The following is a 26,104-nucleotide window of genomic DNA, read 5'->3' as shown; positions in this document are numbered from 1 at the left end:
AAACTCAGCGGGCGAGCGGAGAGCCTGCGGGCCGCGTGCGCCTACAGCCGCACGACGCCACCAGCAGGAGGTCGACCGTGCGGTCGCGCCACGGGAACAGCGACCTGGTCACGACGCGATCGTGGCACGCGGCGCGCGCCGCGGCCACGTGTCTCACGGATTGATACGCGGCGCCCTGAGCAGCAACAACGTGCGTCCGGGCAGCACAATCCGCTTGCCGGGCGGGAGCGGGTCGGCGTCTTTGGGAATTCCCCGCGGCGTACCGCTGTCCAGGACGGGAATATAACGGCGGCCGTAGCGCTCGCCGGGCAGCGCCAGCTCCACGGCGTCCGCGCCCGCGTGCAGCAGCAGCAACCACGAGTCGTCCGCGACCAGCTCGCCCTCCCGGTTGCGGGACAGGCACTCCGAGCCGTCGATCCACATCCCGATCGTGCGGCTGCCGTCGTCGAACCAGTCCGTCTCCACCATCGGCTCGCCGTCCGGCCGGAACCACACCAGGTCCGGCTCACCGGACCGGGTGGGACGGCCGTCGAAGAACTGGGGTTGACGCAACGCGGGCGACTCCGCGCGCAACGCGATCAGCCGCCGGGTGAACGCCAACAGGTCGTCGCCGCGCTTGTCGGCGCTCCAGTCCACCCACGACGTCTGGTTGTCCAGGCAGTAGGGGTTGTTGTTCCCGTGCTGTGTGCGCCAACGCTCGTCCCCGGCCACCAGCATCGGCGTGCCGGTGGACAACAACAGGGTGCCCAGCAGGTTGCGGGCCTGGCGGTCGCGCAACGCCAGCACGCCGGGGTCGCCTGTCTCGCCCTCGACGCCGCAGTTCCAGGAACGGTTGTCGTTGGTGCCGTCGGCGCCGTGCTCGCCGTTCTCGTGGTTGTGCTTGTGGTCGTAGGACACCAGGTCGCGCAGGGTGAAACCGTCGTGCGCGGTGATGAAGTTCACCGACGCCCACGGCCGCCTGCCCGCGTACAGGTCGGACGAGCCCGACAGCCGGTAGGCCAGGTCACGCGGACCTGTCGCGCCGCGCCAGAAATCCCGCGCGCCGTCGCGGAACCGGCCGTTCCACTCCGCCCACTGCACACCGAAACCACCGACCCGGTAACCCTCGCCGGTGCAGTCCCACGGCTCGGCGATCAGCTTCCGGTTGGACAGCACCGGGTCCGCGGTGATCGCGGTCAGCAGCGCCGAGTCCGGGTCGAACCCGCCGCCGTGCGGCCTGCCCAGCGCGCTGGCCAGGTCCAGCCGGAACCCGTCCACGCCCAGCTCGGCGGCGAAGTACCGCATCGAGTCGGTGACCAGGCGCACGACCGTGGGCGAGCCGGGGTCCAGGGTGTTGCCGCAGCCGGTGAAGTCGATGTCGCGGCCCTGGTCGTCCATCAGGTAGTAGGCGGGCGCGTCGAACCCGCGCATGGACAACGTCGGCCCGGCCACCCCGCCCTCGCAGGTGTGGTTGTAGACCACGTCCAGGATCACCTCGATGCCGACCGCGTGCATCGCGGCCACCATCGTGCGGAACTCCTCCACCTCGTGCCCCGGCCTGCTCGCGTAGCCCGAGTGCGGGGCGAGGTAGCCGAGCGTGGAGTAGCCCCAGTAGTTGTGCCTGCCCGAGCGCAACAGCATCGGCTCGTCGGCGTGCGCGTGCACCGGCAGCAGCTCGACGGCGGTGACGCCCAGCCGCACGAGGTGCTCGACGACGGCCGGGTGCGCGAGGCCGAGGTAGGTGCCGCGCAGGTTCTTGGGCACGTCCGGGTGCAGCTTGGTGAAGCCGCGCACGTGCAGCTCGTAGACGACGGTCTCCTCGAACGGCACGTCCGGGCGTCGGCCGGTGTCGGGACCACCCGGTGAGGTGACCACCGACAGGGGGACCGAACCCAGCGAGTCGGCGCGCGAAGGGGCGCCGGTCATCGGGTCGCCCCGGTAGCCGCGGGTCGCGTTCAGGTCGGTGACCGTGCCCGCGACACGCCGGGCATAGGGGTCGACCAGCAGCTTCGCCGGGTTGCAGCGCAGGCCGCGGGAGGTGTCGTACGGGCCGTGCACGCGGTAGCCGTAGCGCTGGCCGGGGGTGACGCCGGGGACCACGCTGTGCCAGATCCCGAACGTGCGCTCGGCCAGCTCCACCCGTTGCTCGACCGGTTTGCCGTCGTCGTCCTCCGAGATCAGGCACAGCTCCACCGCGTCGGCGACCGACGAGGCGACGGCGAAGCGCACGCCCCCGGATTCGGGGTGGGCGCCGAGCGGGAACGGGTGTCCGGGTCGCGGAGCTGTGTGCGGCACCCGACCATTTTCCCCCAAACCGGGATCTTCGAGTTGTCCACCGGGGTGGCGGACTTGTCCACCGGGCCTCTGGCGCCTCTTTCGCGGCCCTGACCTGCGGCGATAGGCTCACGCGCCGGCCAGCCCCCGGGTGGGAGGGGCGTGTTCCCGGGGCGGATGTCGATCTTGGGGCGGTTGGGGCCGGGGTGTGTGGCCGGAGATGCGGGGCTGGGGGAGCTGAGCGGTCACGTCGGTGATGGTCGGCTGAGGGTGGTCGGCCGGTGAGGCGCTGTGGGGCGTGTGGACTGGCCGGAGTCGGTAGGTGGGGTGGGTCGGGGTCGATCGGTGGGGTGCTCGGACGAGTCTTCCGGGGTGGCCGGAGGGCGGCTCGGAGCAGGTCAGAGCTGGTAGGTGTGGTGTTCGTAGGAGTCGTCGTCGGCCGGGTGGGGGCGTGGGCGGCGAGTGGTCGGGGGTGGTGGAGCGGGTTGGTCGACGGGGCTGGTGGTGGGGCTGGCGGAGCCGACGAGGGCGGCGAAGAGTGCCTGGTGGGATGGCCATCCGCGCTGGGAGGGGGCGGTGAGGGTGAGTAGCAGCATGCGGCCCGAGCCTGGTTCGGGGATGAATGCCTGGAGCTGGAGGGTGAGCGGCAGTCCTGCCCGTGCTTGCTCGATCCCCGGGACGCGCTGGGCCACCACCGCGGGGCCGATGGGGCTGTCGATCACCACGGTGCGGCGGACGTCCGGGCCGCCGACGTCCTCCACGGCGTCGCGCACGCCGTCCACCGTCGTCGTGTCCCAGGTCGGGGGAACCGCCAGGGGCACGCCAATCAGCAGCGCGGGATCGGCGTCGGCCGGAGCCACCACGGCCATCAGGAACGCGCCATCGCGCCGGGCGGCGTCGATGGCCTCGGCGGCGAGCGCCTCCAGGTCGGCGGCGGCTCCGGCGGGGGCGTCCCGCAGCTCCCCGATGATCGCGGCGAACTCGCGGACGGCCCGGTCCGGCTCGGCCAGCGGCAACCGCCGGACCGCCGACGGCATCGCCAGCCTCACGTGGTGTGCTCCCTCGGTTCGGTCGTGGGGTTCGGTGTCACTTGGTGTGGTCCCTCAGCTCCGACGCGGAGAGGTTGACCGCCGCGGTCTCCGCGCTCGATCGGCCCGGGTTGCCCGCCAAGCGCAGGTACTCGATCTCGCGGCGTTGTTCCGGAGTCAGCTCCACGCCCGCCGCGCCCAGGGACTTCACCGTCGTGTCCAGCGCCGCGGAGTACGCGTCGCCCGCGGAGCGGAGGCGGCCGAGGGCGTCGCGTTGGGCGGGGGTGAACTTCTCCGGGTCCTGGAACATGCGCGCGAGCTTGTCGCCCTTGTCGCGGAGGTCCTTGGTGCCCTTCGCGCGCAGGGCGTCGGTGAGGGAGTCCTGGTCGGCGCGGGCGGCGCGGATCTCGCCGAGGTCCTTGCGGAGCTTGCCGAGGCCGCCGGACTCGAAGCCGCTCCGCGCGCCGTCGCGGGTGCCCTTGACGACCTTGCCCAGGCGGCCGCCGTCCTCGATCGCGTCGCCGAGCAGGCCCTTGCCCGCGCCGATCGCGCCCGAGGTGACCGTGCGGCCGGGGGCCAGGCCCAGGCCGATGTCCAGCCGGCTCGGCGCGTTGGCCGAGCCGACCGCGTGCTGGGCCAGGCCGGTGAGCGCGTTGACGCCGCCCGCGGCCGCGGCGACCGTGCCCGCCACCGGGGCGACGACCTCGCCGACACCGGGGATCAACAGCGAGCTTGCGGCGATGGCGGCGGACGCGCTGGCCACGATGCCCGAGGTCTTGCCGATGCCGTCGAACACCTGCACGTACCAGCCGTCGTTCTCCGGCTTGAACACCTCGTTCGGGCCGCTGCGGATCGCCTCCGCCGCCTGGTTCGCCTCGCGCAGGTGCCTGCGCTCCAGGCGATGTGCGTCGTCGATCACGCGGTCGAGGTCGGCCTGGGCGGACGCGGCCCGGTCGACCGCGCCCAGGAACGCGTCGTACTTCGCCTGGTAGTCCGGCCGGGTCGTGTCGGTCGGGATCGCGCTCGCCGCATGGGTCTGCGCGTCGGCGGCGTCCTCGGCCGCCCGCTTCAGCCGCTTCGCCGCGGCCTCCAGCTCGTCGGCCCGGTCCTGGTTGGCCTTGAGCCGCCCGGCCCAGGCGACCAGCGCGTCGGTGACCTTGCCCATCGACTCGGCGCCCTTGCTGATGCCCTTGGGCAGGTCGTCGCCGTGGTCGCTGAACTCCTCGGCCGCCGAGCCGCCCCAGTCCGCGTCGTCGGTGATCTTCACGGCCTCGCTGAGCCGGGGCGCGACCGCGGCCAGCATCGTCTGCACCTCGGCCATCTCGACGAGCAGCGCCTGGACGGCCGACTGCTCACCGGGCGTCGGGTCGAACCCGAGCGTCGGATAGCTCCGCGACATCGTCAGCCCCCCGCCGACAGTCGGTTCGCCGCGGCCTGCTGGTTGGCCGCGCCCGCGCGCAGCACTGCCAGCTGCTGTTCGGCGACGGAGTGCTGGACCGCGAGACGCATCCGGTCCGCGCCGCCCTGCTCGACGGCCGCGTAGTTGTCCACGGCCTTGCGCACGTTGTCCGCGATCTTGTCGATCTTGTCGCGCATCGAGCCAAGGTCGTCCCGCCACTGGTCCGCGATCTCCCGCGCGGCCGCCGCGAGGTCGCCCGGCCCCAGGTCGCCGCTCGCCCCCTGCAGCGCGTCCGCCGCCGCGGCCACCTCGTCGGCCAGCGCCCTCAGCTCGCCGACGCGGATCGCCAGGCTCGTCGTGTCGACGGTGTACCCGCCCGCCATGGACCCCTCCTCGCTGCACATCCCGACCTGCCGGGCCAGTCAACCCGGCCCGGCGGCCCCGGCCGAGCGGGGGTGCTCGGGGAGGCAAACACCGCGCACGGGTGGGCAAAGGCAGAATGGCGGCCGTGACCTCGCGGACCCAGGCCGACAGCGTTCCGGACAACCTCGATGACCTCGTGCTGCACATGGCCGACGTGGGCGTGCGCCGCGGCGGCACCGACCTGCTCCAAGGGGTGAACTGGCGCGTCGAGCTGGACGAGCGCTGGGTGATCCTGGGCAGCAACGGCGCGGGCAAGACCACCCTGCTCCGCCTCGCCGGTGCCGAGCTGCACCCGACCACCGGCACCGTGCACGTGCTCGGCGAGCGCCTCGGCCGGGTCAACGTGTTCGAGCTGCGCACCCGCGTCGGCTTCGCCACCGCCGCCACCGGCAACCGGCTCCCGCAGGACGAGAAGGTGCTCGACGTCGTGGTCAGCGCCGGGTACGCGGTGCTCGGCCGCGGCCGCGAGGAGTACGACCGGCTCGACACCGGCCGGGCCGCCGACCTGCTCAAGGCCATGGGCATCGCCGGGCTGGCCGACCGCACCTTCGGCACCCTGTCCGAGGGCGAGCGCAAGCGCACCCTGATCGCCCGCGCGCTGATGACCGACCCGGAGCTGCTGCTGCTCGACGAGCCCGCCGCGGGCCTCGACCTGGGCGGCCGCGAGGACCTGGTGGCCCGGCTGACCGACCTGGCGCTGGACCCGGACGCGCCCGCCACCGTGCTGGTCACCCACCACGTGGAGGAGATCCCGCCCGGCTTCACCCACCTGCTGCTGCTCTCGCACGGCGGCGTGGTCGCGCAGGGCCTGATCGACGAGGTCCTCACCGGCGAGAACCTGTCCGCCGCGTTCGGCCAGTCGCTGGAGCTGGAACGCTCCGGCGACCGCTTCTTCGCGCGGCGCAGCCACTAGTTTTACCTGTGGGTAACCTTCGTTCGACCATGGACCGGCAGGAGGGCACCACCGTGGGTGAGTTCGTCACGCTCGACGTCGAGGACGGCATCGGCACCATCCGGCTGAACCGGCCGCCGATGAACGCGATCAACCGGCAGCTGCAGGCCGAGCTGCGGGTGGCCGCGCTGGAGGCGGGCGGCCGGGCGGATGTCCGGGCGGTGATCGTCTACGGCGGCCCGAAGGTGTTCGCGGCAGGCGCGGACATCAAGGAGTTCGCCGCGATGTCCTATGCGGACATCTGCGACTACGGCCCCGAGCTGAGCGAGTCGCTCTCGGTCGTGGCGCGGCTGCCCAAGCCGACCGTCGCGGCCATCACCGGCTTCGCCCTGGGCGGCGGCTACGAGCTGGCGCTGTGCTGCGACCGCCGGATCGCGGGCGACAACGCCAAGGTCGGCCAGCCGGAGACGCTGCTCGGCCTGATCCCGGGCGCGGGCGGCACCCAGCGGCTGACCCGGCTGATCGGCCCCGCTCGCACCAAGGACATCGTCTACACCGGACGGTTCGTGCCCGCCGAGGAGGCATTGGCGATCGGCATGGTGGACGAGGTCGTCGCCCCCGACGACGTCTACGAGGCAGCGCGCCGCTGGGCGGGCCGGTTCACCAGAGCGGCATCGCGGGCGCTCGCGGCGGCCAAGGCGGCCATCGACGGTGGCGCCGACATCGACCTGGACAACGCACTGCGGTTGGAGTCGACACTGTTCACCGGCCTGTTCGCGACCGAGGACACGGCCACGGGGCTGCGCTCGTTCATCGAGAACGGCCCGGGAAAGGCGGAGTTCAATGGCCGCTGACCCGACGCCGAACCCGCACGCCACCGCCGAGGAGGTCCAGGCCGCCTACGCCGACCCCAAGCTCGCCAACGTCCTCTACCACGACTGGGAAGCGGGCACGTACGACGAGAAGTGGTCGATCTCCTACGACGAACGCTGCATCGACTACGCCACCGGCCGCTTCCACGCGGCGGCGGGGTCGGCGGACCGGCCGTACGAGAAGGTCATGGAGCTGGGCAGCGGCACCGGTTTCTTCCTGCTCAACCTGATGCAGGGCGGGATCGGGCAGAAGGGCTACGTCACCGACCTGTCGCCGGGCATGGTCGAGGTCGCCCTGCGCAACGCCCGCAACCTGGGGCTCGACGTGGCGGGCCGGGTCGCCGACGCGGAACGCATCCCGTACGACGACGAGAGTTTCGACTTGGTCGTCGGCCACGCCGTGCTGCACCACATCCCCGACCTGCCCACGGCGTTCCGCGAGGTCCGCCGCGTCCTCAAGCCGGGCGGCCGGTTCGTCTTCGCGGGCGAGCCAACCCGCGTCGGCGACCGGTACGCGCGCAAGCTCGGCCACGCCACCTGGTGGCTCACCACCAACCTGACCAAGCTCGCCCCCCTGCGCGACTGGCGCCGCCCCCAGGAGGAACTGGACGAGTCCTCCCGCGCGGCCGCGCTGGAGGCCGTGGTCGACCTGCACACCTTCGACCCGGGCGAGCTGGAGACCCTGGCCCGCGACTCGGGCATGGTCGACGTGCGCGCGGTCACCGAGGAGTTCGCCGCCGCCCTGTTCGGCTGGCCGGTGCGGACTTTCGAGGCCGCCGTGCCCCGGGAGAAGCTGGGCTTCGGCTGGGCCATGTTCGCCTACCGCACGTGGCAGCGGCTGTCCTGGTTGGACGAACGGGTACTGAGCAAGGTCCTGCCGCGCGAGGTGTTCTACAACGTGCTGATCAGCGGCCGCAAACCTGCTTGATGCAGTACCCGGCAGGCGCTTGGTGGTCGACGCGACTCCCGTTGTCGTCGTCGACCACCACGCCGTCGAGGTAGGCGGCGACTGTCCGGCCAGACCGTCACCGCCTGGGTTACCGTCTGCCCCATGACGTCCATGTGGGGTGCCCCGCTCACCACCCGCCTGCGCTTCTGGTCCCGCCGCGACCCCGCCCAGGCCCGGTTCCTCACCATGGCCTCCCTGCGCTGGGTGCTGCGCAACCGGGCGTACACACCGTGGTACCTGGTGCGCTACTGGCGACTGCTGAAGTTCCGGATCGCCAACCCGCACATCGTGCTGCGCGGAATGGTCTTCCTGGGCAAGGACGTCGAGATCCACGCCCGCCCGGGTTACGGTCGGATGGAGATCGGCCGCTGGGTCCACATCGGCGACGGCAACGCCATCCGTTGCCACGAGGGCTCACTGCGCATCGGCGACAAGGCGGTGTTCGGTCGGCAGAACGTGGTCAACTGCTACCTGGACATCGAGATCGGCTCGGCCGCGTTGGTCGCGGACTGGGTGTATGTGTGCGACTTCGACCATGTGACGGCGGATATCCATCAGCCGATCAAGGACCAGGGCATCGTGAAGTCGCCGGTGCGTATCGGGCCGGACACGTGGCTGTGCACGAAGGTGACTGTCACCAAGGGCACCCGCATCGGTCGGGGGTGCGTGGTCGGCGCCCACGCGGTGGTGCGTGGCGACATCCCGGACTATGCGGTGGCGGCGGGGATTCCGGCTCGGGTGGTGCGGGACCGGCGGGATGCCTACGCGGCTGACGCGGAGAGGCGCGCGGCAATCGCCGACATGGCCCGCAAGGCAGAACGCGCCCTACGCAAGACCCTGGAGTCCTAGTCCTGGCTGTCGCATGGACCGAGCAGGCCGAGGCCGCCGGTGGACGGGATGGGCCGCCGCCTCAGGCGAACGCGTTGCCGGAGGCGATCTTGGGGCGGCCCAGCACCCCGTGTTCCCGCACGACGGCCTCCCGGTAGACCGCTGCCGTGGCCTCGGCGATCCGGGCCCAGTCGAAGTCGATCGGGAGGCGGTTCTTGGCCACCCTGGCGCGTTTCCGGGCTGCTGCCGGGTCGTTGAGGACTCGGCGGATGGCGGTGGTCAGGGCGTCGACGTCGCCGGGTGGGAAGGACAGGCCGGTCTCGCCCTCGACGACCACCTCGCCCAGGCCGCCCGCGGTGGAGGCCACGAGAGGGGCGCCCGCGGCAGCGGCTTCCAACGCCACGATGCCGAACGGTTCGTAGCGGCTGGGCAGGACAACCGCGTCCGCGGCGCACAACGCGGCCACCAACTCCGTGTCGGATAGGTGGCCCACGAACGAGATCGCCCGGCGCACGCGCAGTTTTCGGGAGAGTTCCTCCAGGGCGGTGGTCTGCGAGCCGCGGCCCGCGACAACGAGGCGAGTGCCGGGGTGGGACTTGCGGACGCGGGCGAGTGCGGCCACCAGGTCGTGGACGCCCTTCTCCCATTCCAGACGGCCGAAGAACAGCAGCAGGGGCGCGCCGTCCGGGCTGTGTTCGGCTCGGGCGGCGCGAACGGCGCGTGGCGGGATGCGCCAGTCGCGGGGTTCGATGCCGTTGTGGATGACGGTGATGGTGGTCGGGTCCACATCGAACAGGTGGGACGCTTCCGCGCGCATGGCCGACGAGCAGGTGATCAGGGCGTCGGCGCGGTTGGCCAGCCACCATTCCACCGAGTGCACCTGCTGGTTGAGCGGTTGCGACAGCCAGCCGCTGTGCCTGCCCGCCTCGGTCGCGTGCAGGGTGGCCACCAGCGGCACGCGTGCCTGCTCGGACAGGGCCACCGCCGGGTGGGTGACCAGCCAGTCGTGCGCGTGCACGACGTCCGGGCGCCACTCCCGCAGCAGGGACAGGCCCGCGCGGATCATGCCGTGGCCCATGGCCAGCGTCCACGCGACCAGGTCCTGCTCGAACACCAGGTGGGTGGGGTCCTCGGCGACGCGGATGACCCGCACGCCCTCGTGCCCGGCGTCCTCGGTCGGGTGGGTGACCGCATCCGTGCCCGCCTCGTGCCTGCACAGCACGACGACTTCGTGGCCGGCCGCCGCCAAGTGCCGGGCGATGGCGTGCACGTGTCGGCCGAGGCCGCCGACGACCACCGGCGGGTACTCCCAGGACAACATCAGCACGCGCATGGTGGCTGCGACCCTACTCGTTGGTACGCAGGGCGCGTGCGTCGAGGTTGCCGAACAGGCCGTCCTCATCGCGCAATTCGGTCGCGCGCGCCCAGGCTCGGTCGCGCGCGCCTGCGCGGAGAAGTGACGCCAGTTCGGCATACCGCTCGCCGTGCACCTTGGCTCGTCTGCGCGCGTAGTCGGCCGCCGAGTCCTTGGTGACCATGAACGCCCAGTCGCTGGACAGTGCCAACAGTGCTTCCCGCGCGGCCTGGTCCAACACGGCGTCCCGACCGACGGCGGCCGGGATGGTGCCCACTAGGTCGAGCAGGTCCCGTTGCAGTGCCGCGCCCGCGTCGACCAGGTCGGCCACCTGCGCCCCGTCCCACACCCGCCAGTCCTTGCCCGACCCCCACGACGACGCGGGCAGATCGACCCGTCCCGCTACATAACCGGCCTCGATAGCGCCGCGCAGCGTGGTGACCTCAACACCCGCGTCCGGCAGCGCGCGCAGCACGGCCTCCAACCACGCGGGGCCCTCGTGCCACCAGTGCCCGTACAACTCCGTGTCATACGCGGCCACCACCAGACCGGGCCGACCGTGCAGTGCCCTCAGATCAGTGAGACGCCGCACGACCGTGTCCACGAAGTCCCGCGCGTGCCGTTCGACCGCGTCGGCGGCGAGCGCCGCTTCGTAGGGCTTCTTGTCCTGGGGTTCCACCTGACGCCCGGTCACCCGTGACGGTTTGAGACCGGAGGGATGGTCGTATGTGTGGAAGTCACGGTAGGCAGGATCACCGGGATATCCGGCCTTGGGCGACCACACACGGTAGGTGACATCGAGGTCCCGTCCGAAGCACACCACATCGGAATCCCCGACAGTGCGGGCAAACGCGGTATCACCGTGCAGTGCGGGACCATCCACCAGGAACCGCCCCACACCCGCAGCCGCGTAACCGGTCTCCATCCCCGGCGCGTATCCGCACTCCGGTGCCCAGATCCCGACAGGCCTATGTCCGATGCGCAGAGCGGTATCCGCCAGGCCCGCGCGTAAGGCGAACTCGCGCACGCGCGGATCCAGCAACGGCTGGAACGGATGCGTGGCAGGTCCGCCGATCAGCTCGACGACGCCACCGTCCACCAACGGCCGCAACACCGGTGAGAACCCGTGCAGCCACCGCTCCTCGAACTCCGTCAACGCCGCCGCCGACGCCCGATACTCCGCCGCCGCCACGTCCCGCAACCGCGCATCGGAGTTCTGCCACCGCACCGCCGCGTACTGGGCGCGCAGGTTCCAGTTCCCCAACCAGTCGTGCATGCCGCGCAACGCGTACGGATCGTCCAGCTGCGCCGCGAGAACCGGCGTCACCCCGAGCGTCAGGACATCCCGCCGACCCTCGTCGGCCAGCAGGCGCAGCAGGTCCACGACCGGCAGGTAGGAGTGCGCCCACGCCTGGTAGAGCCATTCCTCGCCGACCGGCCACGTGCCGTGGTGCGGCAACCAGGGCAGGTGGCTGTGCAGGACGAGGGCGAACCCGCCGACCGGCCTGCTCATGCCCGCGCGACCAACACGAGATCGAGGCTCGCGTCCAGGTCGTCGGTGCCGATCTCGAAGTCGGCCGCGGTCACCGCCGCGACCGCCGCGCGCAGGTCCGCGGGCCACGGCGCGCCCGCCACGGCCACCGCCACCTGGGCGTCGATGATTGATCCGCCGAACCGGTCGTCCGACGCGCGCAACGCGGGCCCGTGCCGCACCCCGCCGAGGAATTCCACCGCGAACCCGGCCGCGCGCACCAGCTCGTCCAGTTCGGACGGTGCCAGCTCACGGGTGTGGAACGGGTTGAGCGGGGTGTCCCGGCCGGGGGAGAAGGTGATCCGGTTGGGCGTGGTCACCAGCAGCCGCCCGCCCGGCCGCAGCACCCGGCGGCACTCGGCAAGGAACCTCTCCTGGTCCCACAGGTGCTCGATCACCTGCAGGTTCGCCACCACGTCCACCGACCCGTCCCGCAGCGGCAACGCGGCCAGGTTGCCGCGCACCGCCCGCACCGCCGGATACGCGCGCGCGACGTGCGCGATGGTCAGTTCGTCGTAGTCGAGCCCCAGCACCCGCGCCGCGTGCTCGGTGAGAAGGTCCGCGCCGTAGCCCTCGCCACAACCGGCCTCCAGCACCACCGCGTCCGCGCAGTACCCGGCGAGATATAGGTAGGCCACCTCGTGGCGGCGGAACCAGTAGTTCTCCTCGACGATGCCGGGCACGGTCCGCTCACCGGTCAGCGGCAGGTTGGCGGGCTGACCTGCACTAACAGGTGACACAGCACTGATCTCCTCTGGTCTGTCGGTTCCGCACAGCGTTCCGAGAGAGGAAAACTCCAGTGGATGACTTGAGTGAGTTCGACGATTGGCGTGACGAGTGGGAGCTCGTTCTGCGCTCCACCGTCTCGGCTGGGACCCGCACCGTCTACCTCCGTTCGGTCAACCAGTTCGTCGCCTGGCTACGCGAGAGTAGCCCAGAGGCGGAGGTGTCCGGCCTCATCCGTCGCCACATCGACGGCTGGGCGGCATACCTCGCCGACGATCTAAAGCTCGCCGGAGCAACACGACGTGTGCGCCTCCTGGCAGTGAGGTTCTGGCTCGACTACATCGTCGGTCAGCCCGACAGCGGCCTAGACAGCAACCCGGCGAGCAAGGTGCGCCTTCCCGTTGCTGAGGAGAAGCCCGTGCCGATCATCTCGGACGAGGATCTGACCGCGCTCCTGCGTACCTGCGACACGTCGTTCGTCGGACTGCGTGACGAGGCCATCCTGCGGCTGTTTCTCGACACCGGTTCTCGGCGTGCTGAGATCGCCGGTACCGATGTCGACGACCTGGACCTGCGAGCTCAGGAGGTTACGGTCACGGGTAAGGGCAACAAGACCAGGGTTTCGTCCTTCGGCTCCAAGACCGCCATCGCCTTGCGCAAGTACATGCGCGCCCGCGCCAGACGGCCCGGCGTCGACAGCAAGGCCCTGTTCCTCTCGGCTCGTCCGCACGCCTCCGGCGAGGTTCGCCTAACCGGAGGCGGGATCGGTGAGATGTTCACCCGGCGGTGCGTACTGGCTGGGCTCAGCCACATGTGGCCGCACATGATGCGCCATACCTGGGCCCACGACATGCTTGACAACGGCGCCAACGAGGGCGTGGTAGAGAAGCTGGGTGGATGGGCGCCGGGTTCGAAGATGGTCAAGCGCTACGGCTCGTCCATGGCTGAGGCTAGAGCGCGGAAAGCCGCCCGGATGATGGCACGGGGGGACCGGGTCTAGGTGACACCGGAGCGCTGTGCTCGGGGTATGACCGACAATCTCACCCCGGCACAGCGCACCCAGCGCGCTCGCCTCGCCGCGCATCACTCGTGGGCCAATACTCCAGATCGTGCGCGCCGGACCGCGCCAGCTCGGGAAGGGCTAATGCGCAGGTTCGAACGGCAGGTCGATCCGAAGGACTCGCTCGATCCGCGTGAGCGGGCTTTGCGGGCTGAGGCTGCCCGCAAGGCGTACTACATCCAGCTCGCGCTCAAGTCCGCTGCCGCTAGGCGCCGCCGTCGGGGGTGACGAGCCGGAGCGGCGACCGCCAAGGCCGGGCCGGTAGGTCCTCGCCCACCGCGCGCTGGAGTCCGACGGGGACGGGGTCGATGAGAGCCAGCGCGGCGCGGAACTGGTACGGAAAGCGCCCGAAGTCCGCGGTGACGCTTGCGTTGAGGTGGAGCGTCTTGGTGCGGAGGTGGGCGGCTGCCGGGATGTGCTCCATGCCGTCGGTGCAGGTCATCGCGTAGCCAGCGGCGAGGCACCGCCAGGTGGAGTGCAACAGCGCCAGGAGGTCGATGTCGTGGCCGATCGCGGGCGTGGCCGCGGGCGTGGGCTGGGGCATGGCGAGGGCGAAGCCGTCTCGGAGGTGGTAGGGGAGGCGAGCGAAATCCGCGGTGGCGGACTCGCCCAGGTGCAGCGTCCGGGTGCGGTGGTTGACGGCTACGGGGATCGTGTCCATGCCTGCGGTGGGGACGATGTGGTACCCGCTGCACAGGCACCGCCACCCTGAGTGCAGGAGGCCGGGGAGGTCCAGGCCCGTGTCCGTCGTGTCCATCATGGACACCCATTCGTGGTGGCCAGCCGTGTCGTTAACCCGCCAGTAGATCGTTCGTTCGATTTCACTCGATCGGACTAGTATCACTACTTCCCGTAGTAGATATCTGGGAAAACTCTATCGCGAATCACCAGATGCGGCTACGCGCTGTCACCCGTTGATCGCAGCCGCCGCCGACCGGGCGGAGTGGGCGGAGTGGCCGTGACGATGTCCGGATCGGCCTCGATCTCCTCGGGAGTCAGGTGGCGCCGGATCGGCGCATCGTGCAAGCGGCGCCGGATCTCGCCGAGAAGTTGATCATCCGTCAAGTCCGCGGGGTTCGGGGCCTGTGCTGCGGGGGCACCGGCTTCGTCCGCGGTGAGGAGTCCGGCGTTGACTAGCACCGTCAGTAGGGATGTGTTGAAGGTTGATGCGACCGCTCGGGCGTTATCGATGCTGATCTTGCTGCCGTTCGACCAGGCCACGACGCGCGATCTGTTGATGCCGGAGGCGCGCTCGAAGTCGGCGGTGGTCCACTCGCGCCGGTCGAGCTCGCCCTTGAAGTAGGTCCACCAGCGTCGATCGTCGTCAAGATCGTCTACCGCCATGAACTACATGGTTGCGTGCGCGCACGCAACGACGCAAGACGAAGTGCCCGCACGGTGGCGGTGGTCACAGAATCATCACGATCAAATCCGCAGCAATGCGACGTTCGCGCGCGAAACATGTTGCGCACGCGCACGCACGCCTGTATTGTTCCGTCAGCGAACGGAACGTCCGTTCGCGAACGGAACGGAGTGATATGGCCTGCGTGAAGGTTCGCGTCGAGGCGTTCAGGGCGGCGGCCCACGCTGCTGGCCACGGGAACGCCGCCGAGATCGCGGCGGCGATGCGGATCGATCGTTCGACGGTCAGCCGGGTCGTTGGGGGCTTGCTGAGGCCCGGCAACCAGTTCATCGCCGCTGCGCTCACCGCGTTCGCGGTGCCGTTTGACGACCTGTTCGAAGTCGAGAAGTAGCAGGAGCCCCGCCCCCTGACTGGCCAGTCCAGGGCGGGGCTCCACAGGAGACAGACCAACCCCCACCAAGGAAGTGATCTGCGTGACCGGACTCTACACCGAGGACATCGACGTTATCGCCTGGTTGGCGTGGCGCGAGATCGACGTCCGCACCGCGCCCGTCGACCGCGAGCCGTGCACCTGGTGCCAGGTGGACGGCAACGTCACCACGGTCCGCGTCTACGGCCGCCCCGGACCGCTGGCCGAGCTGCCGGTCGAGGTCGAGGACGTGTGCGGGGTGTGCGCGCCGCACGTCATCCGGCAGGCGCTGTCCGAGCGCGCCGACGACCGGGACCTCGTGGTCGAGGTGGCCGCGCGCTGCCCTCAGTGCTCGTGGCCCGGGTCGGGTCACTCGCCGACGTGCCCGCGCCGGTGACGTCCGTGGCCGACGCCCCGCCGCTGGCCGTGTGGCCGGTGGCGGGGCTCTGCGCCCGATGCGGCCACCCCGCGCACCAGGACCGCCGTGTCCTTGCTTGCTTGCTTCCCAACCCGACTGTCCAGAAGGGACAGAAATGACGCAGACGTGGGCCGACGGCCCCATGGTCGCGTTCGACACCGAAACCACCGGGCCGGACCCGGAGACCGCGCGCATCGTCACGGCCGCGCTGGTCAGCGTCGGCCCCGGGGCTGGCACCAGCAGCTACCTGCTGAACCCCGAGGTCGAGATCCCGCAGGGGGCGACCGACGTGCACGGCATCACCACCGAGCACGCCCGCCAGCACGGCGAGTCCCCCGCCGACATCGTGCCGGTGCTGGTCGCCGAGCTGGCCGAGCACGTCGAGGCCGGACGCCCGATCGTGATCTACAACGCGCCGTTCGACCTCACCGTGTTGGCGCGGGAGTGCGTGCGCTACGGGCACAAGACGCTGCATGAGGTGTGCGCGGCCGATGGCCTGTTGCCGTGGATCGTGGACCCGTTCGTGCTGGACCGGGCGCTCGACCGCTACCGGCGTGGCTCCCGCAAGCTGGTCGACGTGGCCCGCCACTACCGGGTGCCGTTGTCCGATGGGGACGCGCACACCAGCGGTGGGGACGCGCTCGCGGCGGCCCGGGTCGCGTGGCGGATCGCGCGCACCCACCCGAAGGTCGGCGCGATGGGCCGCGATGAACTGATGGCCTACCAGGCTCGGGCGTACGCGGACTGGGCGGACGGGTTCGCCGGGTACCTGGCCCGGCAAGGCAAAGCGGAGTCGATCAGCCGCGAGTGGCCGGTCCGGGCGGTATCCCATGGCTGAGCGCGCGCATCCGGCTCGGACCACTCGACCGTCGCATCAGTCACCGCGTTCTCTCCAACTCACATCTAGTCCTGAAAGGACAGATATGACCAGTACCGAAATCACCCCGGCCGGTCCGACAGGGCGGGTCGCGGTGCCGATCGCCGGTCGGCAGACCGACCTCGACGCCGCGTTCCGGCTCGCGAAGAACCTGTCCACGTCGGCCCTGATGCCCAAGGACTTGCGAGGCAAGCCATCCGACGTTCTGGTGATCCTGCTCTACGGGCAGGAACTCGGGTTGGCGCCCATGCAGGCCATCCAGGGTGTGTACGTCGTCAACGGGCGACCGTCGCTCGCGGGGCAGACCTGGCTCGCGCTGGCCCGCCGAGCAGGGCACCGCGTCGAGGTCATGGAGAACACGAGCCAGAAGGCGACGGTCAAGGTCACGCGCGGCGACACCGGCGAGTTCCACACCGAGACCTACACCATCGAGCAGGCCAAGCGGGCGAGCCTCACCGGCAAGGACACCTGGCGCAACCACCCGGAGCGGATGCTGATGTGGCGGGCCGCTGGCCGCGCCTGCACGTTCCTCTGCCCGGAGATCGCACTCGGGTTCACCGACGCCGAACCGGAAGAGCTTGCGCCCACGCGCCCGACGCTGGCCCATGTCGCCGCCGAGCGTGCCGACCAGCCCGCCCCCGCCCCGGCCGCTGAGCCGGAACCGCAGGACGCGGAGATCGTCGACGACCAGGCGACCGAGGACGCGATGCTCGCCGAGCTGCGCGAGATGGAGCGCGACCACATCGCCCCGAACCCGGACGTCACCGACGGTTGGCCGGACGTCGCACAGCCCGGTAGCGGTGCGTGATGTCCAGCGTGGACCGCACGACGGCAGATCTGCTGCTGGAATGGGACCGCACTCGACCCCGGTCTCGGCAACGAGAGCTGGGGTGGTCCGAGGTCGGTGGGTGTCGCAGGCGAGCCGGGTACCGGCTCGCCGGGATGGAACCCGCCGACCCCGGTGGCTCGCTCCAGGCCGTGATGGGCACCGCGATCCACGACGCGGTCCAGCAGCGCCTGAACGAGACCGCGGCCGAAGGGGACCTTGTCGAGTACCCCGTGGTGTTCGCGGGCGTCCCCGGCCACGTCGACCGATACGAAGCCGCAACCGGGGATCTCGTGGACGTGAAGACCACGTCGTCGCGGCGGCTGGACCACATCCGGCTCCACGGGCCCGACCGGCCGCACCTGTTCCAGACCGACGGCTACGCGGCCGCGCTCGCGGTGGCAGGGGTGCGAGTGCGCCGCATCGTGATCGACTACATCGCCCGCGACACCGGCGAGCTTTACCGGCACGCCCGGCGGCCGAACCCGGCCGTGGTGCGCGAGGCGTTGGCATGGCTGCGATCGGTGCGCGAAACCGACTTGGACATGCTCAACCGCGAGTACCAGCCCGACAGCCCGTTCTGCGGACACTGCCCGTTCCGGACCCGCTGCTGGGACGGTGCAGTCCACGATCGGTCCCCCCTGTCCGTGCTCTTCGTCGAGGACCCCGACCAACAGCGGTGGGCCGAGCGGCTGGAGCGGGCGCGCGCGGACAAGGCCGACGCGGCGAAGCGGGAAGCGGAGGCCAAGGGCGCGCTCGACGCGCTGCGCCCGGACGACGAGACGACCATGGTGGATGTCGGGCTGGTCGGCAAGGGCCTGCGCTGGAAGACCACGACGTCGAACAACATAGACATCGACCGGGTGCGGGCCGAGTACGCGAAGGTCGGTGCGCGACCGCCGATCAAGCCGTCCACGTCCACCAAGCTCGTGTTCGCGCCGCTGCCGGACGGCGAGTGATGGAGTCCGCCGCCGCCTGCACCAAGTTCCCGTTCCCCTCACGCGAGGCTGCGGCGGGCGCCCTGCTCGACGCTCAGATCAAACGAGTCCTTCATGGACGGACTCACCGGCGTGAGTGCCGCTACTACCCGTGCTGGTGCGGCGCATGGCACCTCACCAGCAAACCGGAGAGAGAAGGAAATACAGAGTGACTGCTACCACCGTGAACGGGATCGACGTCTTGCGCGACGAGCCGACCCTGGCGCCGATCACGTCCAGGGACGGGAAACCCGTCTACTGGCAGCAGACCCGCACGCTCACGCTCGCCGACGGCAGCGTGGTCTACGGCTGTGCGCACTGCGACTACACCGCGGACAAGGCAGGCGCCATCCGGCCGCACCTCAAGACCCACGCGGCGAAGACCGTCGTGCCCAAGTCGAGCGGCGATCTATCGCTGTCGGACGTGCTGAACCGACTGTCCGCGGCTGACCAGGTGCAGGCCGACCGCGACCAGTGGCGGACCCGCGCGCTGAAGGCCGAGCGGTCTCTGGCCACGATGCGCAAAGCCTTGGGGGTGAACGGATGACGAACGATCAGCTCTGTTTCGCGTTGGCGGATCGGCACCGCGGCCAAGCCGCCAGCCTCGCCGCGGGCACCCGCCCGCACCGCGACGATCGGGCCGTGGTCGAGCTGGCGGTGGCCACCCTCGCCCGCAACGGCCGCCGCCCGTTCTGCGCGGACGACGTGCACGGCCTGGTCGCGCACGAGCTCGGCGGGCGGCCGTACGACCGCAACCTGGTGAGTTCCGTGATGGGAACCGCCGCGCAGCGTGGGCTGATCGTCGAGGACACCGACATCCGCCCGGTCGCCTCGCGTAACCGGGCCCGCCACGCCAGCCGCAACCGCTGGTGGAGAGGACAGACCGCGTGACCACCAGGACCCCGCCCCCGCCCCTCGAACCGCGCGCGCCGGAGTGTTCGATCTGCGGCAAGGAAGTCGAACTGATCGACGACGACTGGCAGTGCTCGCCCTGCGACGCCTACTGGCCACTGTCCGACTGGAACGCCACCGGCCAGTGGATGAGCGACGACGAGCAGTGCGCCGCGACCGTGCGCCCGTACGAGGACGAGATCGGCGAGTATGCCGTCCTCCGCGACTACGAGTACCGGTGCCTGCTCGTCGCCGACCACTCCCGCGACGAGCATCACGGCCTGCGCCTCGACGCGAACTGGCACGACACCTACGAGTGGACCAACCAGTCCGAACAACTCAGGCAGGCCAACCGCCGCCGTCGCCCGGTGATCACAGTCGAGCTGCCGGAGGTGGTGCCCAGTGGCTGACAAGTACCCGCCGTCCGGTTGCCGCTGGTGTGGCATCGCCGAACGTAGCCACTACCGGCAGTTCACACCGCTAGCCGGTTGGCACGTTCACACCGTGCCCACCACCGAACAGATCCTCGCTCGGATGCGCGCCCGCCGCGCCGGAGTCCCGGCCGACCACCGCACCGCGCGCATCCTGGTGCTCGACCACGCGCGACTTTTGAGCTACCTCAAGCCGTCCGACGAATGGGTCGACGTGCACTGCGAGCCGCTGGACGACCCATCGCAGGACCGCGCGCACGCACTCGTGGCGGCCGGAGCGCTACCGGACTTCGAGCAGCACGTCACCTGACACCCGCCCCCCACCATCCACCCAGACCCGGGCCGGACGCGCACCCACCCTTGGAGCGCGCCCGGCCCGACCACTCTCCACAGGAGACACGATCATGGACACCGCCGCCGCCCGCCGCACCGCCGAACACGACCGCCAGCACTGCCCCATCCCGAACCCACAGCAGCGCGGCCGACTACTCCAGCTCATGCAACAAGACGCCGCCGGACTGATCACCGACATCCGAGACCTCGACCCTGTCGAGATCTGGGGGCGCCTGCACCGCTGGGCCATCGAGCACCCGGCCCGCCTGGTCGCCGCCACGGTCGCACTCGCCGCGATGTGCGACCCCGACGTGCCCGCGAGCAAGGCGCTCGCCTGGACCGACACCCTCGCGGCAGGCGCCGCGTGATCGACATTGCCCTACCCCGCGACATCGACTGGCGCCAAGGCGCCTGCACCAGGCACCCCAACCCCGCGTTGTGGATGTCCACCAACCCGCGCGAGCGAGCCGCCGCCGCCCAGATCTGCTGGGAGCGCTGCCCGATCCTGGCCGCCTGCCGCGCTCACGGACTTGCCGCCGAGCCGCACGGTGTCTGGGGTGGACTCGATGCGGAGGAACGCCGCCGCGAACGCCAGGGCCTGCCGCGCCGCACTCAGCCGCCCACCGGACCCCGGTCGGCGAACGGGCTCTCCGCAGCCCAGATCGCGCGCATCGCGGAACTCGTCGCCGCGGGCGTGCGCACCGGCCGGATCGCTGACGAGATCGGGTGCAACGCGCGCACCGTCTACCGCCATGCCAAGCAGCTCAAGGCATCGGCGGCGTGATCGTCGACCTGTTCGCCGGGCCGGGAGGCTGGGACACCGGCGCCCGGTTGGCCGGATACAGCGGCCCGCTCGTCGGCATCGACCACGACCCAGCCGCGTGCGCCACCGCCACCGCCGCAGGGCACCCGCGCCTGCGCGCCGACATCGCCCGCCTGGACCCCGACATGTTCGCCGGACTCGCCACCGGCCTGATCGGCAGCCCGCCCTGCCCAGGATTCAGCTCCGCCGGGACCGGCGCAGGCCTGGACGACATCGCCCTCGTCGCCGAGCGCATCGCCGCGCACGCCCGCGGCGACGAACCACCCGATGTGGACTGGGCCGACCCGCGATCCCCGCTCACCGCCGAACCGATGCGGTGGGCGGTCGCGCTCCGGCCCCGCTGGATCGCGCTGGAGCAGGTGCCCGCCGTACTCCCGCTCTGGCGGTACGCGGCCGAGCTTCTGCGCGCCGACGGCTACGCGACGTGGACCGGAGTGCTGTCCGCCGAGGAGTACGGCGTGCCCCAGACCCGCAAGCGCGCGATCCTCATCGCCCGCCGCGACGGACACCCCGCCGGGCCACCACCACCCACCCACCAGGCATATCGGCCCGACCAGGCGTACGACCATGCCCGCAGCCTCTTCGGAGACTCCCTGCCCCCGCCGGTGAGCATGGCCGAAGCGCTCGGTGGCGCGCTCGGTGGCGTGGCCCTGCGACATAGTCCGCAGGGCCACGCCACCGAGCGCGCCACCGACGAACCCGCCGGAACCATCCTGTGCTCGCGGCCCGGCAACCTCCAATGGATCACCAGCCGGCCAGCCACCACCGTGTGCGGAGACCCGCGCATCGCCGCACCCGGACACCACGGCGCCGCCCGCCAGTTCGGCGCCGCCATCAAGGTCACGGTCGAGCAGGCCGCCATCCTCCAATCCTTTCCGGCCGACTACCCGTGGCAGGGCACCAAGACCGAGCAGTACCGGCAGATCGGCGACGCCGTGCCCCCGCTGCTTGCCGTCGCCATCCTCCGGCCCCTGCTGCCCGGAGATCCGCCCTTGCGGGCACGCCAACACCCTCCCCACGGGCCCGTCCACGCGGGACAGTGACCCATCCCCACCCGGCCAAGCACAACCCCCGGAGAACCACCGTGCCACCCCTCTCCTACCGCGCCCAGGGCGTTCTCGCAGCCATCCAGGACGGCGCCCGAATCGACGCCGACACCCTCGCCGCAGCGTCCCCCACCGAGGGCCGGAAAGCCATCCTGACCGCCCTCGCCGAGCTGGACGCGGCGGGGCTGATCGTCCGCCTGCGCGTCCAGGACAAGGCCACCGGCCGGTGGTCGTGGGACTGCACACTCGCCTCGGCCCCGAAGTCCCCTGAAGGGCTTTCGGGGGAAGGGAACCCGCAGGTCGAGCCGAAAACCCCTTACGGCACTTCGGAACCAGGCCGGAACGCATCACCGCAGGTCAGCCCGAAAGTCCCTTCCCGACGTTCGGGCACCCGACCTTCGGGCAACACCCCCCAGGGGTATACCCCCGAAAACGGCCCAAACCCGCAGGTCAGCCCGAAAGCCCCTCATCCGACGTCGGATAAGGGCACTTCAAGTACTTCTAGTGGTAGTAGCTTCGCTACTACCACTAGAAGCAGCAGCAGCGGCTACGCGCGCACACGCGCGACCCTCCACAACCTCAACCAGAACGCCGTCACCGCCCCCGCCTACCAACTCGTCGCCACATGGCGACAAACCCACAACACCCCCAACAACCCCGACCACTACACCGCCATCGCCCACCACGTCGACACCCTCCTCACCCGCAACGCCAACCCCGACCTCATCCGCGCCGCCCTCCACGAATTCGACCGACGCCCCGACGCCAAACCCGGCCTCCTACCCCACCTCTACGACGACGCCGTCAAAGCCGCCAGAGCAGCACAAATGCCACCAGGCGAGCAGCACGTGCCATCGGGCGCGGGCGTGCCACGCGGGTCCACCGGATCGTCCCGTGTGGACAGTGCGCTGGGGTTCCTGTCGCCGGACGACCCGTGGTTGGTCGGGCTTGCGGGCGGGTCCGCGCCGGAGCTGCGGGTGGTCGAGGGGGGTCGGGGCGCGTGAACGACGTCGAGGTGGGCCGGTTGCTCACGGTGGTGAAGATGCTGGATCAGCGGGCGCCGCGGCCGGACGAGGCTGGGATGTTGCGGAAGCTGTGGGCCGAGTTGCTTGCCCGGGTCCCGTTCGAGGCGGCGCAGCAGGCTGTGCGGGCGTGGTACGGGTCCGATCGGTACAGGGAGACGCGGGAGACGATCACGCCTGCGGATATCGCGGGGTGGTGGCGGGATCGGCGCCGGGATCCGGTGGTGGAGCGGCGGGCGATCACCGCGTCCGCCCGGAGTGCGGCGGACGCTGCTACGCGGGGGATGGCGTTGTGGGCGCATCTGCGGACCGGGCTGGACTCGGAGGCGGCGGAGTGCGAAGTGGAGGCCCGCCGGAGCTTGCTGTCGGTGCGGTGTCCGTGGGGGCCGTGTCGGGCCGGGGTGGGGGAGCGGTGCCGGGATGGGCGTGGGCGGGCTCTGACCAGGACGCGGGGCGAGGTGCACCCGTCCCGGCGGGCGTTGGCGCTCGACCCCGGCGAGTTTCGTCGTGCGAACGATGTTGCGTGCGCGGACGCAACAATGTATCGTTGACGGCACGCCAGCCGGTGACACCGAAAGGGAATCCGATGACCTCCGCCACGCTCCCCGCCTACCTCGTGCAGGAAGGACGTCGAGTCGCCGTCCTGGACCCCGACACCGGCGAATACCGCCCGCTCTGCCGCGCCTGCCAGGACCAGATCCACGGCGCGAGCTTCCTCGGCCGCTGCCACCGCTGCCACAACCACAGCCTTGTTGACATCGGGGAAGAGGGCGAGACCTGGGGCGACGTGTTCATCGGCACCAACCTCGACTAGCCCCCGGGGCGGCCCGGCGACGGGCCGCCCCACCCCCACCCACCACAGGAGACAGACGAAATGACCACCACCACCACCACCAGCCGCCCGGCCAGCGGCACCCCCGCAATCCCCATCAACGCCACCACCACGACCATCCTGCGCGAGCTCGCCGACTGGACCGACACCCACAGCCTCACCGTCCGCGCTATCGACATCGGCGGCTACATCCTCCTCACCTTCCCCACCCTCGCCGACTTCACCGCCGCCTGCCGCGCCGCCAACCCCGACACCCCCATCCACCTCCGCCGCCGCGACGCCCGCTTCTGGACCGCCACCGCGAACCTCCGCACCACCCCCGTCATTCCCTCCGCCGTCACCGCCTTCGCGATCACCGCCTACGTCAGCGGGGACGGCCCCACCCACGCCACGCCCGGTGTCATCACCGCCGACGACCTCACTGACGACGTCGAGCGCGAGACCGAGCTGGAGGCCCAGCTGTGACCCCGAACCAGCGCGCCGCTGCCGCCGCCCGCGCCGCGATCAAGAACGCGTTCGCCCCCCGCGACCCCAACGGGAACCGCCAGTCCACCTACGACGGCCGCCACCGCGCCACCCCGGCCACCATCTGCCCCCGCTGCCGGACCACCGCCGCCGCCTGCACCTGCGGCACCAACCGATAGCCCAGGAGGAGACCACCGTGGCCTGGTTCCAGCCCAACCCGCACCTCGGCAAGTCCACATCGGACCTCGAACGGGACATCGACGCCACCGCCGACGAGATCGACGAACGCAGGCGCCAAGGCGAGCCCACCCGCGATCTCGACGCCCAGCTCGGCCAGATCGGCGACGCCTACGGCAGCAACAACTAACGCCCGTGGACTACGACCTGGACCTGCCCCTCGCCCTCACCCGGCGGGGGCAGGTTCACCCCGGACCACCCTTGCACGCCAACCAGCGGCTGCACCGCTTCGTGGAGGCCAAGCTCAAGCGGATGGTTCGCCACGCCGCGCACTGGCAGGCAAAGCAAGCCGCGGTGCCGTGCGCCGACCACATCGAGGTCGGCCTGCACTACGCCCCCGGCAGCATCGGGCGCGGCCAGTTCGATCCGTCCAACCTGATGCCCTGCCAAAAGCCAGCTCTGGACGGCGTGGTCGACGCCGGGGTTGTCCCCAACGACACCCCGCAATACGTCACCGAGCTGATGCCCACCATCCACACAGGACCCGGGCCCCGGCGGCTCTGGCTCCGCATCACCATCACCCGGGAGGCCACCCCGTGACCCTCGACCCGATCACCCAGGCCCACGCCACCGCAGCGAGCCTCGACCGCCAGACCATCACCCTGATCGACGCGTGGACCACCTGGACCACCAACCTCGACAAGCTCGTGCGCGCCATGCCCCTCGCCGCGGCGGCCTGGTACCTCGGCGACGGCGGCGAGAAGCGCGTGCACTCCCTGCTGCTCCCGGACGGCCACGACCCGCGCGACCTCCGCGCCGCCCTGAACGGTGTTCTCGCCCGCGCCGACGCCATCACCGCCGCACTCACCCGCACCGCCACGCACGCCCACCGCATGACCGCCGAGTGGATCGCCGTGCTGACAGAGGAACTGGACGACCACACGCCCGAGGTGACCGCGTGACCGAGCAGGCCGGACACGACCACCTCCGCGAGCAGATCGCTCGCGTCGTCTGGCGCACGACCATCCGCGGCAGCATCATGCCGCACGAGATCGCCGACGCGACCCTCGCCGTGGTCCGCCCGCTGCTGGTCGAGCGGGACCAGCGCATCGCCGACCTGACCGCCGAACTCGGCCGCCTGAACCAGATCGCGGACAACCGGGCACGGTTCGTCGAGGAAGCGCGCGACGAACGGGACGACACCCGCGAAGCAGCCCGCCGAGAACGCGACCGGTTCCGCGCTGCCGTCCGCAAGCGGTGGGGCCTGACCTGGTGGGACATCGCCCAGGACGCGCAGCACGTCGACACGCTCCGTCAAGAGGCCGAGAGGGGCCGGGCGCGATGGCGAAAGCTGGCCGTCGGTCGGGGTGCGCGGCTGGGCGAAGCCCGCGCCGAGCGAGACCACCTGTCGGCCCTCCTGCGCGGAATGGCACGCCGGGCCAACGAGTACCGGCGGGCCGCCGACGCCCTGGCGGGCGACGTGGACGCGCTCAACCGCGCCTCGTCCCCTCAGGACACCACGCCCGCGGTCGAACCGTGCGAATGGTGCGGGGCCAGCAACCCCCAGCCGGGCCGCCCCTGGGTGATCGGCGACAACCTGCACAAGATGCTCAACGGCAAGGTCGTCGAGTGCCTGCTAGTCGTGGAGCACGCGGAATCAGGCGGCGTGGCGTGGCTGCCGAACAGCGACCCCGCACCACCCACGCGATGACCCGCGAGCACCAGCGGCGGCCCGGCTGCTGCCCCGCCCACGACTGGCCACCGGTCGACGGCTGCCGCTGGTGCGGTGCACTCGACGACGACCACCGCGTCCGCACCGCCGCCCAGGTCGGCCCGCACCACTGGGCCCCACCCACCGACCACCAACGCGAGCTACGTGCCCGGCACTATGGAGGCTGA

General features: G+C 71.0%; 36 protein-coding genes. 27 read left to right on the top strand and 9 right to left on the bottom strand.

Annotation, left to right across the window (positions count from 1 at the left end):
- Positions 1-153 precede the first annotated feature (153 nt).
- The 4 genes from glgX to C503_RS0110865 all read right to left on the bottom strand — a co-directional run bounded on the left by glgX (position 154) and on the right by C503_RS0110865 (position 5,063).
- Positions 154-2,274, bottom strand: a complete 2,121-nt coding sequence (gene glgX, locus C503_RS0110880) for a glycogen debranching protein GlgX (protein ID WP_026316158.1) — start codon at positions 2,272-2,274, stop codon at positions 154-156.
- A 377-nt stretch (positions 2,275-2,651) separates the two neighbouring features.
- Positions 2,652-3,302: a hypothetical protein gene (locus C503_RS0110875; RefSeq protein WP_018682232.1), complete on the bottom strand. Its 651-nt coding sequence runs from the start codon at positions 3,300-3,302 to the stop codon at positions 2,652-2,654.
- Between the two features lie 37 nt (positions 3,303-3,339).
- Positions 3,340-4,680 carry a hypothetical protein gene (locus C503_RS0110870; protein ID WP_018682231.1) on the bottom strand — a complete coding sequence of 447 codons (1,341 nt, stop codon included), beginning with the start codon at positions 4,678-4,680 and terminating at the stop codon, positions 3,340-3,342.
- Positions 4,681-4,682: 2 nt separating this feature from the next.
- A complete protein-coding gene (locus tag C503_RS0110865; RefSeq protein WP_018682230.1) occupies positions 4,683-5,063 on the bottom strand; it encodes a hypothetical protein in 381 nt (126 codons plus the stop codon).
- A 116-nt stretch (positions 5,064-5,179) separates the two neighbouring features.
- Between C503_RS0110865 and C503_RS0110860 the strand changes: the two genes are divergently transcribed.
- The 4 genes from C503_RS0110860 (at position 5,180) to C503_RS0110845 (ending at position 8,665) form a co-directional block, all read left to right on the top strand.
- Complete coding sequence (locus tag C503_RS0110860) at positions 5,180-6,016, top strand: ABC transporter ATP-binding protein (protein ID WP_018682229.1); 837 nt, start codon at positions 5,180-5,182, stop codon at positions 6,014-6,016.
- Positions 6,017-6,069: 53 nt separating this feature from the next.
- The gene (locus C503_RS0110855; protein WP_026316157.1) at positions 6,070-6,849 is read left to right on the top strand and encodes an enoyl-CoA hydratase/isomerase family protein; all 780 of its coding nucleotides are present in this window, start codon (positions 6,070-6,072) and stop codon (positions 6,847-6,849) included.
- Positions 6,839-7,795, top strand: a complete 957-nt coding sequence (locus tag C503_RS0110850) for a class I SAM-dependent methyltransferase (protein ID WP_018682227.1) — start codon at positions 6,839-6,841, stop codon at positions 7,793-7,795. The genes C503_RS0110855 and C503_RS0110850 overlap by 11 nt, the downstream gene beginning before the upstream one ends.
- 123 nt (positions 7,796-7,918) lie before the next feature.
- Positions 7,919-8,665 carry an acyltransferase gene (locus tag C503_RS0110845; protein ID WP_026316156.1) on the top strand — a complete coding sequence of 249 codons (747 nt, stop codon included), beginning with the start codon at positions 7,919-7,921 and terminating at the stop codon, positions 8,663-8,665.
- A gap of 61 nt (positions 8,666-8,726) precedes the next feature.
- Here C503_RS0110845 and C503_RS0110840 read toward each other — a convergent pair whose 3' ends face one another.
- Genes C503_RS0110840 through C503_RS0110830 form a run of 3 tightly spaced genes read right to left on the bottom strand, consistent with a single transcriptional unit; the run spans position 8,727 to position 12,269 of the window.
- Positions 8,727-9,977 (bottom strand): glycosyltransferase family 4 protein, encoded by a 1,251-nt coding sequence (locus tag C503_RS0110840; RefSeq protein ID WP_018682225.1) that lies wholly within the window; start codon positions 9,975-9,977, stop codon positions 8,727-8,729.
- 13 nt (positions 9,978-9,990) lie between these two features.
- The gene (locus C503_RS0110835; protein WP_018682224.1) at positions 9,991-11,511 is read right to left on the bottom strand and encodes a 1,4-alpha-glucan branching protein domain-containing protein; all 1,521 of its coding nucleotides are present in this window, start codon (positions 11,509-11,511) and stop codon (positions 9,991-9,993) included.
- Positions 11,508-12,269, bottom strand: coding sequence for a class I SAM-dependent methyltransferase (locus C503_RS0110830; RefSeq protein WP_026316155.1), 762 nt, complete (start codon positions 12,267-12,269; stop codon positions 11,508-11,510). The genes C503_RS0110835 and C503_RS0110830 overlap by 4 nt, the downstream gene beginning before the upstream one ends.
- Positions 12,270-12,337: 68 nt before the next feature.
- Between C503_RS0110830 and C503_RS43200 the strand changes: the two genes are divergently transcribed.
- The gene (locus tag C503_RS43200; RefSeq protein WP_169514528.1) at positions 12,338-13,255 is read left to right on the top strand and encodes a tyrosine-type recombinase/integrase; all 918 of its coding nucleotides are present in this window, start codon (positions 12,338-12,340) and stop codon (positions 13,253-13,255) included.
- A 265-nt stretch (positions 13,256-13,520) separates the two neighbouring features.
- Here C503_RS43200 and C503_RS0110820 read toward each other — a convergent pair whose 3' ends face one another.
- Together C503_RS0110820 and C503_RS38945 are read right to left on the bottom strand one after the other, a co-directional pair.
- Complete coding sequence (locus tag C503_RS0110820) at positions 13,521-14,072, bottom strand: hypothetical protein (protein ID WP_156893129.1); 552 nt, start codon at positions 14,070-14,072, stop codon at positions 13,521-13,523.
- A gap of 140 nt (positions 14,073-14,212) precedes the next feature.
- Positions 14,213-14,659 carry a helix-turn-helix transcriptional regulator gene (locus tag C503_RS38945; protein ID WP_018682220.1) on the bottom strand — a complete coding sequence of 149 codons (447 nt, stop codon included), beginning with the start codon at positions 14,657-14,659 and terminating at the stop codon, positions 14,213-14,215.
- A gap of 194 nt (positions 14,660-14,853) precedes the next feature.
- On the opposite strand from C503_RS38945, the gene C503_RS0110810 reads away from it, so the two are divergent.
- The 22 genes from C503_RS0110810 to C503_RS38915 all read left to right on the top strand — a co-directional run bounded on the left by C503_RS0110810 (position 14,854) and on the right by C503_RS38915 (position 26,104).
- Positions 14,854-15,069 carry a transcriptional regulator gene (locus tag C503_RS0110810; RefSeq protein WP_018682219.1) on the top strand — a complete coding sequence of 72 codons (216 nt, stop codon included), beginning with the start codon at positions 14,854-14,856 and terminating at the stop codon, positions 15,067-15,069.
- Positions 15,070-15,151: 82 nt separating this feature from the next.
- Positions 15,152-15,484: a hypothetical protein gene (locus C503_RS0110805; RefSeq protein WP_156893128.1), complete on the top strand. Its 333-nt coding sequence runs from the start codon at positions 15,152-15,154 to the stop codon at positions 15,482-15,484.
- 136 nt (positions 15,485-15,620) lie between these two features.
- Positions 15,621-16,343: an exonuclease domain-containing protein gene (locus C503_RS0110800; protein ID WP_018682217.1), complete on the top strand. Its 723-nt coding sequence runs from the start codon at positions 15,621-15,623 to the stop codon at positions 16,341-16,343.
- Positions 16,344-16,428: 85 nt separating this feature from the next.
- The gene (locus C503_RS43195) at positions 16,429-17,190 is read left to right on the top strand and encodes a hypothetical protein (RefSeq protein WP_018682216.1); all 762 of its coding nucleotides are present in this window, start codon (positions 16,429-16,431) and stop codon (positions 17,188-17,190) included.
- Positions 17,190-18,167: a CRISPR-associated protein Cas4 gene (locus C503_RS0110790; RefSeq protein ID WP_156893127.1), complete on the top strand. Its 978-nt coding sequence runs from the start codon at positions 17,190-17,192 to the stop codon at positions 18,165-18,167. Before C503_RS43195 ends, C503_RS0110790 begins: the two co-directional genes overlap by 1 nt.
- A 187-nt stretch (positions 18,168-18,354) precedes the next feature.
- Positions 18,355-18,732 (top strand): hypothetical protein, encoded by a 378-nt coding sequence (locus C503_RS0110785; protein WP_245572446.1) that lies wholly within the window; start codon positions 18,355-18,357, stop codon positions 18,730-18,732.
- The gene (locus C503_RS0110780) at positions 18,729-19,076 is read left to right on the top strand and encodes a hypothetical protein (protein WP_018682213.1); all 348 of its coding nucleotides are present in this window, start codon (positions 18,729-18,731) and stop codon (positions 19,074-19,076) included. The genes C503_RS0110785 and C503_RS0110780 overlap by 4 nt, the downstream gene beginning before the upstream one ends.
- Positions 19,073-19,486, top strand: a complete 414-nt coding sequence (locus C503_RS0110775) for a hypothetical protein (protein WP_018682212.1) — start codon at positions 19,073-19,075, stop codon at positions 19,484-19,486. Before C503_RS0110780 ends, C503_RS0110775 begins: the two co-directional genes overlap by 4 nt.
- A 94-nt stretch (positions 19,487-19,580) precedes the next feature.
- Complete coding sequence (locus C503_RS38935) at positions 19,581-19,817, top strand: hypothetical protein (RefSeq protein WP_156893125.1); 237 nt, start codon at positions 19,581-19,583, stop codon at positions 19,815-19,817.
- 94 nt (positions 19,818-19,911) lie between these two features.
- Positions 19,912-20,208 (top strand): DUF7368 family protein, encoded by a 297-nt coding sequence (locus C503_RS0110765; RefSeq protein ID WP_018682210.1) that lies wholly within the window; start codon positions 19,912-19,914, stop codon positions 20,206-20,208.
- The gene (locus C503_RS43190; protein ID WP_018682209.1) at positions 20,205-20,624 is read left to right on the top strand and encodes a WhiB family transcriptional regulator; all 420 of its coding nucleotides are present in this window, start codon (positions 20,205-20,207) and stop codon (positions 20,622-20,624) included. The genes C503_RS0110765 and C503_RS43190 overlap by 4 nt, the downstream gene beginning before the upstream one ends.
- Positions 20,621-21,706, top strand: a complete 1,086-nt coding sequence (locus tag C503_RS38925; protein WP_018682208.1) for a DNA cytosine methyltransferase — start codon at positions 20,621-20,623, stop codon at positions 21,704-21,706. Before C503_RS43190 ends, C503_RS38925 begins: the two co-directional genes overlap by 4 nt.
- Positions 21,707-21,747: 41 nt before the next feature.
- Complete coding sequence (locus C503_RS45835; protein ID WP_156893124.1) at positions 21,748-22,713, top strand: hypothetical protein; 966 nt, start codon at positions 21,748-21,750, stop codon at positions 22,711-22,713.
- Complete coding sequence (locus tag C503_RS45830) at positions 22,710-23,282, top strand: zinc finger domain-containing protein (RefSeq protein ID WP_018682206.1); 573 nt, start codon at positions 22,710-22,712, stop codon at positions 23,280-23,282. Before C503_RS45835 ends, C503_RS45830 begins: the two co-directional genes overlap by 4 nt.
- Before the next feature lie 35 nt (positions 23,283-23,317).
- Positions 23,318-23,545: a hypothetical protein gene (locus C503_RS45825; RefSeq protein ID WP_018682205.1), complete on the top strand. Its 228-nt coding sequence runs from the start codon at positions 23,318-23,320 to the stop codon at positions 23,543-23,545.
- 60 nt (positions 23,546-23,605) lie between these two features.
- Complete coding sequence (locus tag C503_RS0110735) at positions 23,606-24,028, top strand: hypothetical protein (protein WP_018682204.1); 423 nt, start codon at positions 23,606-23,608, stop codon at positions 24,026-24,028.
- Positions 24,025-24,207 carry a hypothetical protein gene (locus C503_RS0110730; RefSeq protein WP_018682203.1) on the top strand — a complete coding sequence of 61 codons (183 nt, stop codon included), beginning with the start codon at positions 24,025-24,027 and terminating at the stop codon, positions 24,205-24,207. The genes C503_RS0110735 and C503_RS0110730 overlap by 4 nt, the downstream gene beginning before the upstream one ends.
- A 17-nt stretch (positions 24,208-24,224) precedes the next feature.
- On the top strand, positions 24,225-24,395 hold the full coding sequence (locus tag C503_RS45820) for a hypothetical protein (RefSeq protein ID WP_018682202.1): 171 nt from the start codon (positions 24,225-24,227) through the stop codon (positions 24,393-24,395).
- A gap of 5 nt (positions 24,396-24,400) precedes the next feature.
- Positions 24,401-24,805: a hypothetical protein gene (locus C503_RS38920; RefSeq protein WP_018682201.1), complete on the top strand. Its 405-nt coding sequence runs from the start codon at positions 24,401-24,403 to the stop codon at positions 24,803-24,805.
- Positions 24,802-25,167 (top strand): hypothetical protein, encoded by a 366-nt coding sequence (locus C503_RS0110715; RefSeq protein WP_018682200.1) that lies wholly within the window; start codon positions 24,802-24,804, stop codon positions 25,165-25,167. The genes C503_RS38920 and C503_RS0110715 overlap by 4 nt, the downstream gene beginning before the upstream one ends.
- Complete coding sequence (locus C503_RS0110710) at positions 25,164-25,916, top strand: hypothetical protein (RefSeq protein WP_018682199.1); 753 nt, start codon at positions 25,164-25,166, stop codon at positions 25,914-25,916. Before C503_RS0110715 ends, C503_RS0110710 begins: the two co-directional genes overlap by 4 nt.
- A complete protein-coding gene (locus C503_RS38915; protein ID WP_033400458.1) occupies positions 25,913-26,104 on the top strand; it encodes a hypothetical protein in 192 nt (63 codons plus the stop codon). Before C503_RS0110710 ends, C503_RS38915 begins: the two co-directional genes overlap by 4 nt.

The organism is Actinokineospora enzanensis DSM 44649 (assembly GCF_000374445.1).
Taxonomy (GTDB): domain Bacteria; phylum Actinomycetota; class Actinomycetes; order Mycobacteriales; family Pseudonocardiaceae; genus Actinokineospora; species Actinokineospora enzanensis.
This window is presented reverse-complemented; position numbering and strand designations above follow the sequence as displayed.

Coding starts and splice junctions, on each gene's coding strand:
- C503_RS0110870 (WP_018682231.1), bottom strand. CDS start 4,680: ATGTCGCGGAGCTATCCGACGCTCGGGTTCGACCCGACGCCCGGTGAG.
- C503_RS0110865 (WP_018682230.1), bottom strand. CDS start 5,063: ATGGCGGGCGGGTACACCGTCGACACGACGAGCCTGGCGATCCGCGTC.
- C503_RS0110860 (WP_018682229.1), top strand. CDS start 5,180: ATGGCGGCCGTGACCTCGCGGACCCAGGCCGACAGCGTTCCGGACAAC.
- C503_RS0110850 (WP_018682227.1), top strand. CDS start 6,839: ATGGCCGCTGACCCGACGCCGAACCCGCACGCCACCGCCGAGGAGGTC.
- C503_RS0110845 (WP_026316156.1), top strand. CDS start 7,919: ATGACGTCCATGTGGGGTGCCCCGCTCACCACCCGCCTGCGCTTCTGG.
- C503_RS0110840 (WP_018682225.1), bottom strand. CDS start 9,977: ATGCGCGTGCTGATGTTGTCCTGGGAGTACCCGCCGGTGGTCGTCGGC.
- C503_RS0110835 (WP_018682224.1), bottom strand. CDS start 11,511: ATGAGCAGGCCGGTCGGCGGGTTCGCCCTCGTCCTGCACAGCCACCTG.
- C503_RS0110820 (WP_156893129.1), bottom strand. CDS start 14,072: ATGGACACGACGGACACGGGCCTGGACCTCCCCGGCCTCCTGCACTCA.
- C503_RS38945 (WP_018682220.1), bottom strand. CDS start 14,659: ATGGCGGTAGACGATCTTGACGACGATCGACGCTGGTGGACCTACTTC.
- C503_RS0110810 (WP_018682219.1), top strand. CDS start 14,854: ATGGCCTGCGTGAAGGTTCGCGTCGAGGCGTTCAGGGCGGCGGCCCAC.
- C503_RS0110800 (WP_018682217.1), top strand. CDS start 15,621: ATGACGCAGACGTGGGCCGACGGCCCCATGGTCGCGTTCGACACCGAA.
- C503_RS43195 (WP_018682216.1), top strand. CDS start 16,429: ATGACCAGTACCGAAATCACCCCGGCCGGTCCGACAGGGCGGGTCGCG.
- C503_RS0110790 (WP_156893127.1), top strand. CDS start 17,190: ATGTCCAGCGTGGACCGCACGACGGCAGATCTGCTGCTGGAATGGGAC.
- C503_RS0110780 (WP_018682213.1), top strand. CDS start 18,729: ATGACGAACGATCAGCTCTGTTTCGCGTTGGCGGATCGGCACCGCGGC.
- C503_RS0110765 (WP_018682210.1), top strand. CDS start 19,912: ATGGACACCGCCGCCGCCCGCCGCACCGCCGAACACGACCGCCAGCAC.
- C503_RS45825 (WP_018682205.1), top strand. CDS start 23,318: ATGACCTCCGCCACGCTCCCCGCCTACCTCGTGCAGGAAGGACGTCGA.
- C503_RS0110735 (WP_018682204.1), top strand. CDS start 23,606: ATGACCACCACCACCACCACCAGCCGCCCGGCCAGCGGCACCCCCGCA.
- C503_RS38915 (WP_033400458.1), top strand. CDS start 25,913: ATGACCCGCGAGCACCAGCGGCGGCCCGGCTGCTGCCCCGCCCACGAC.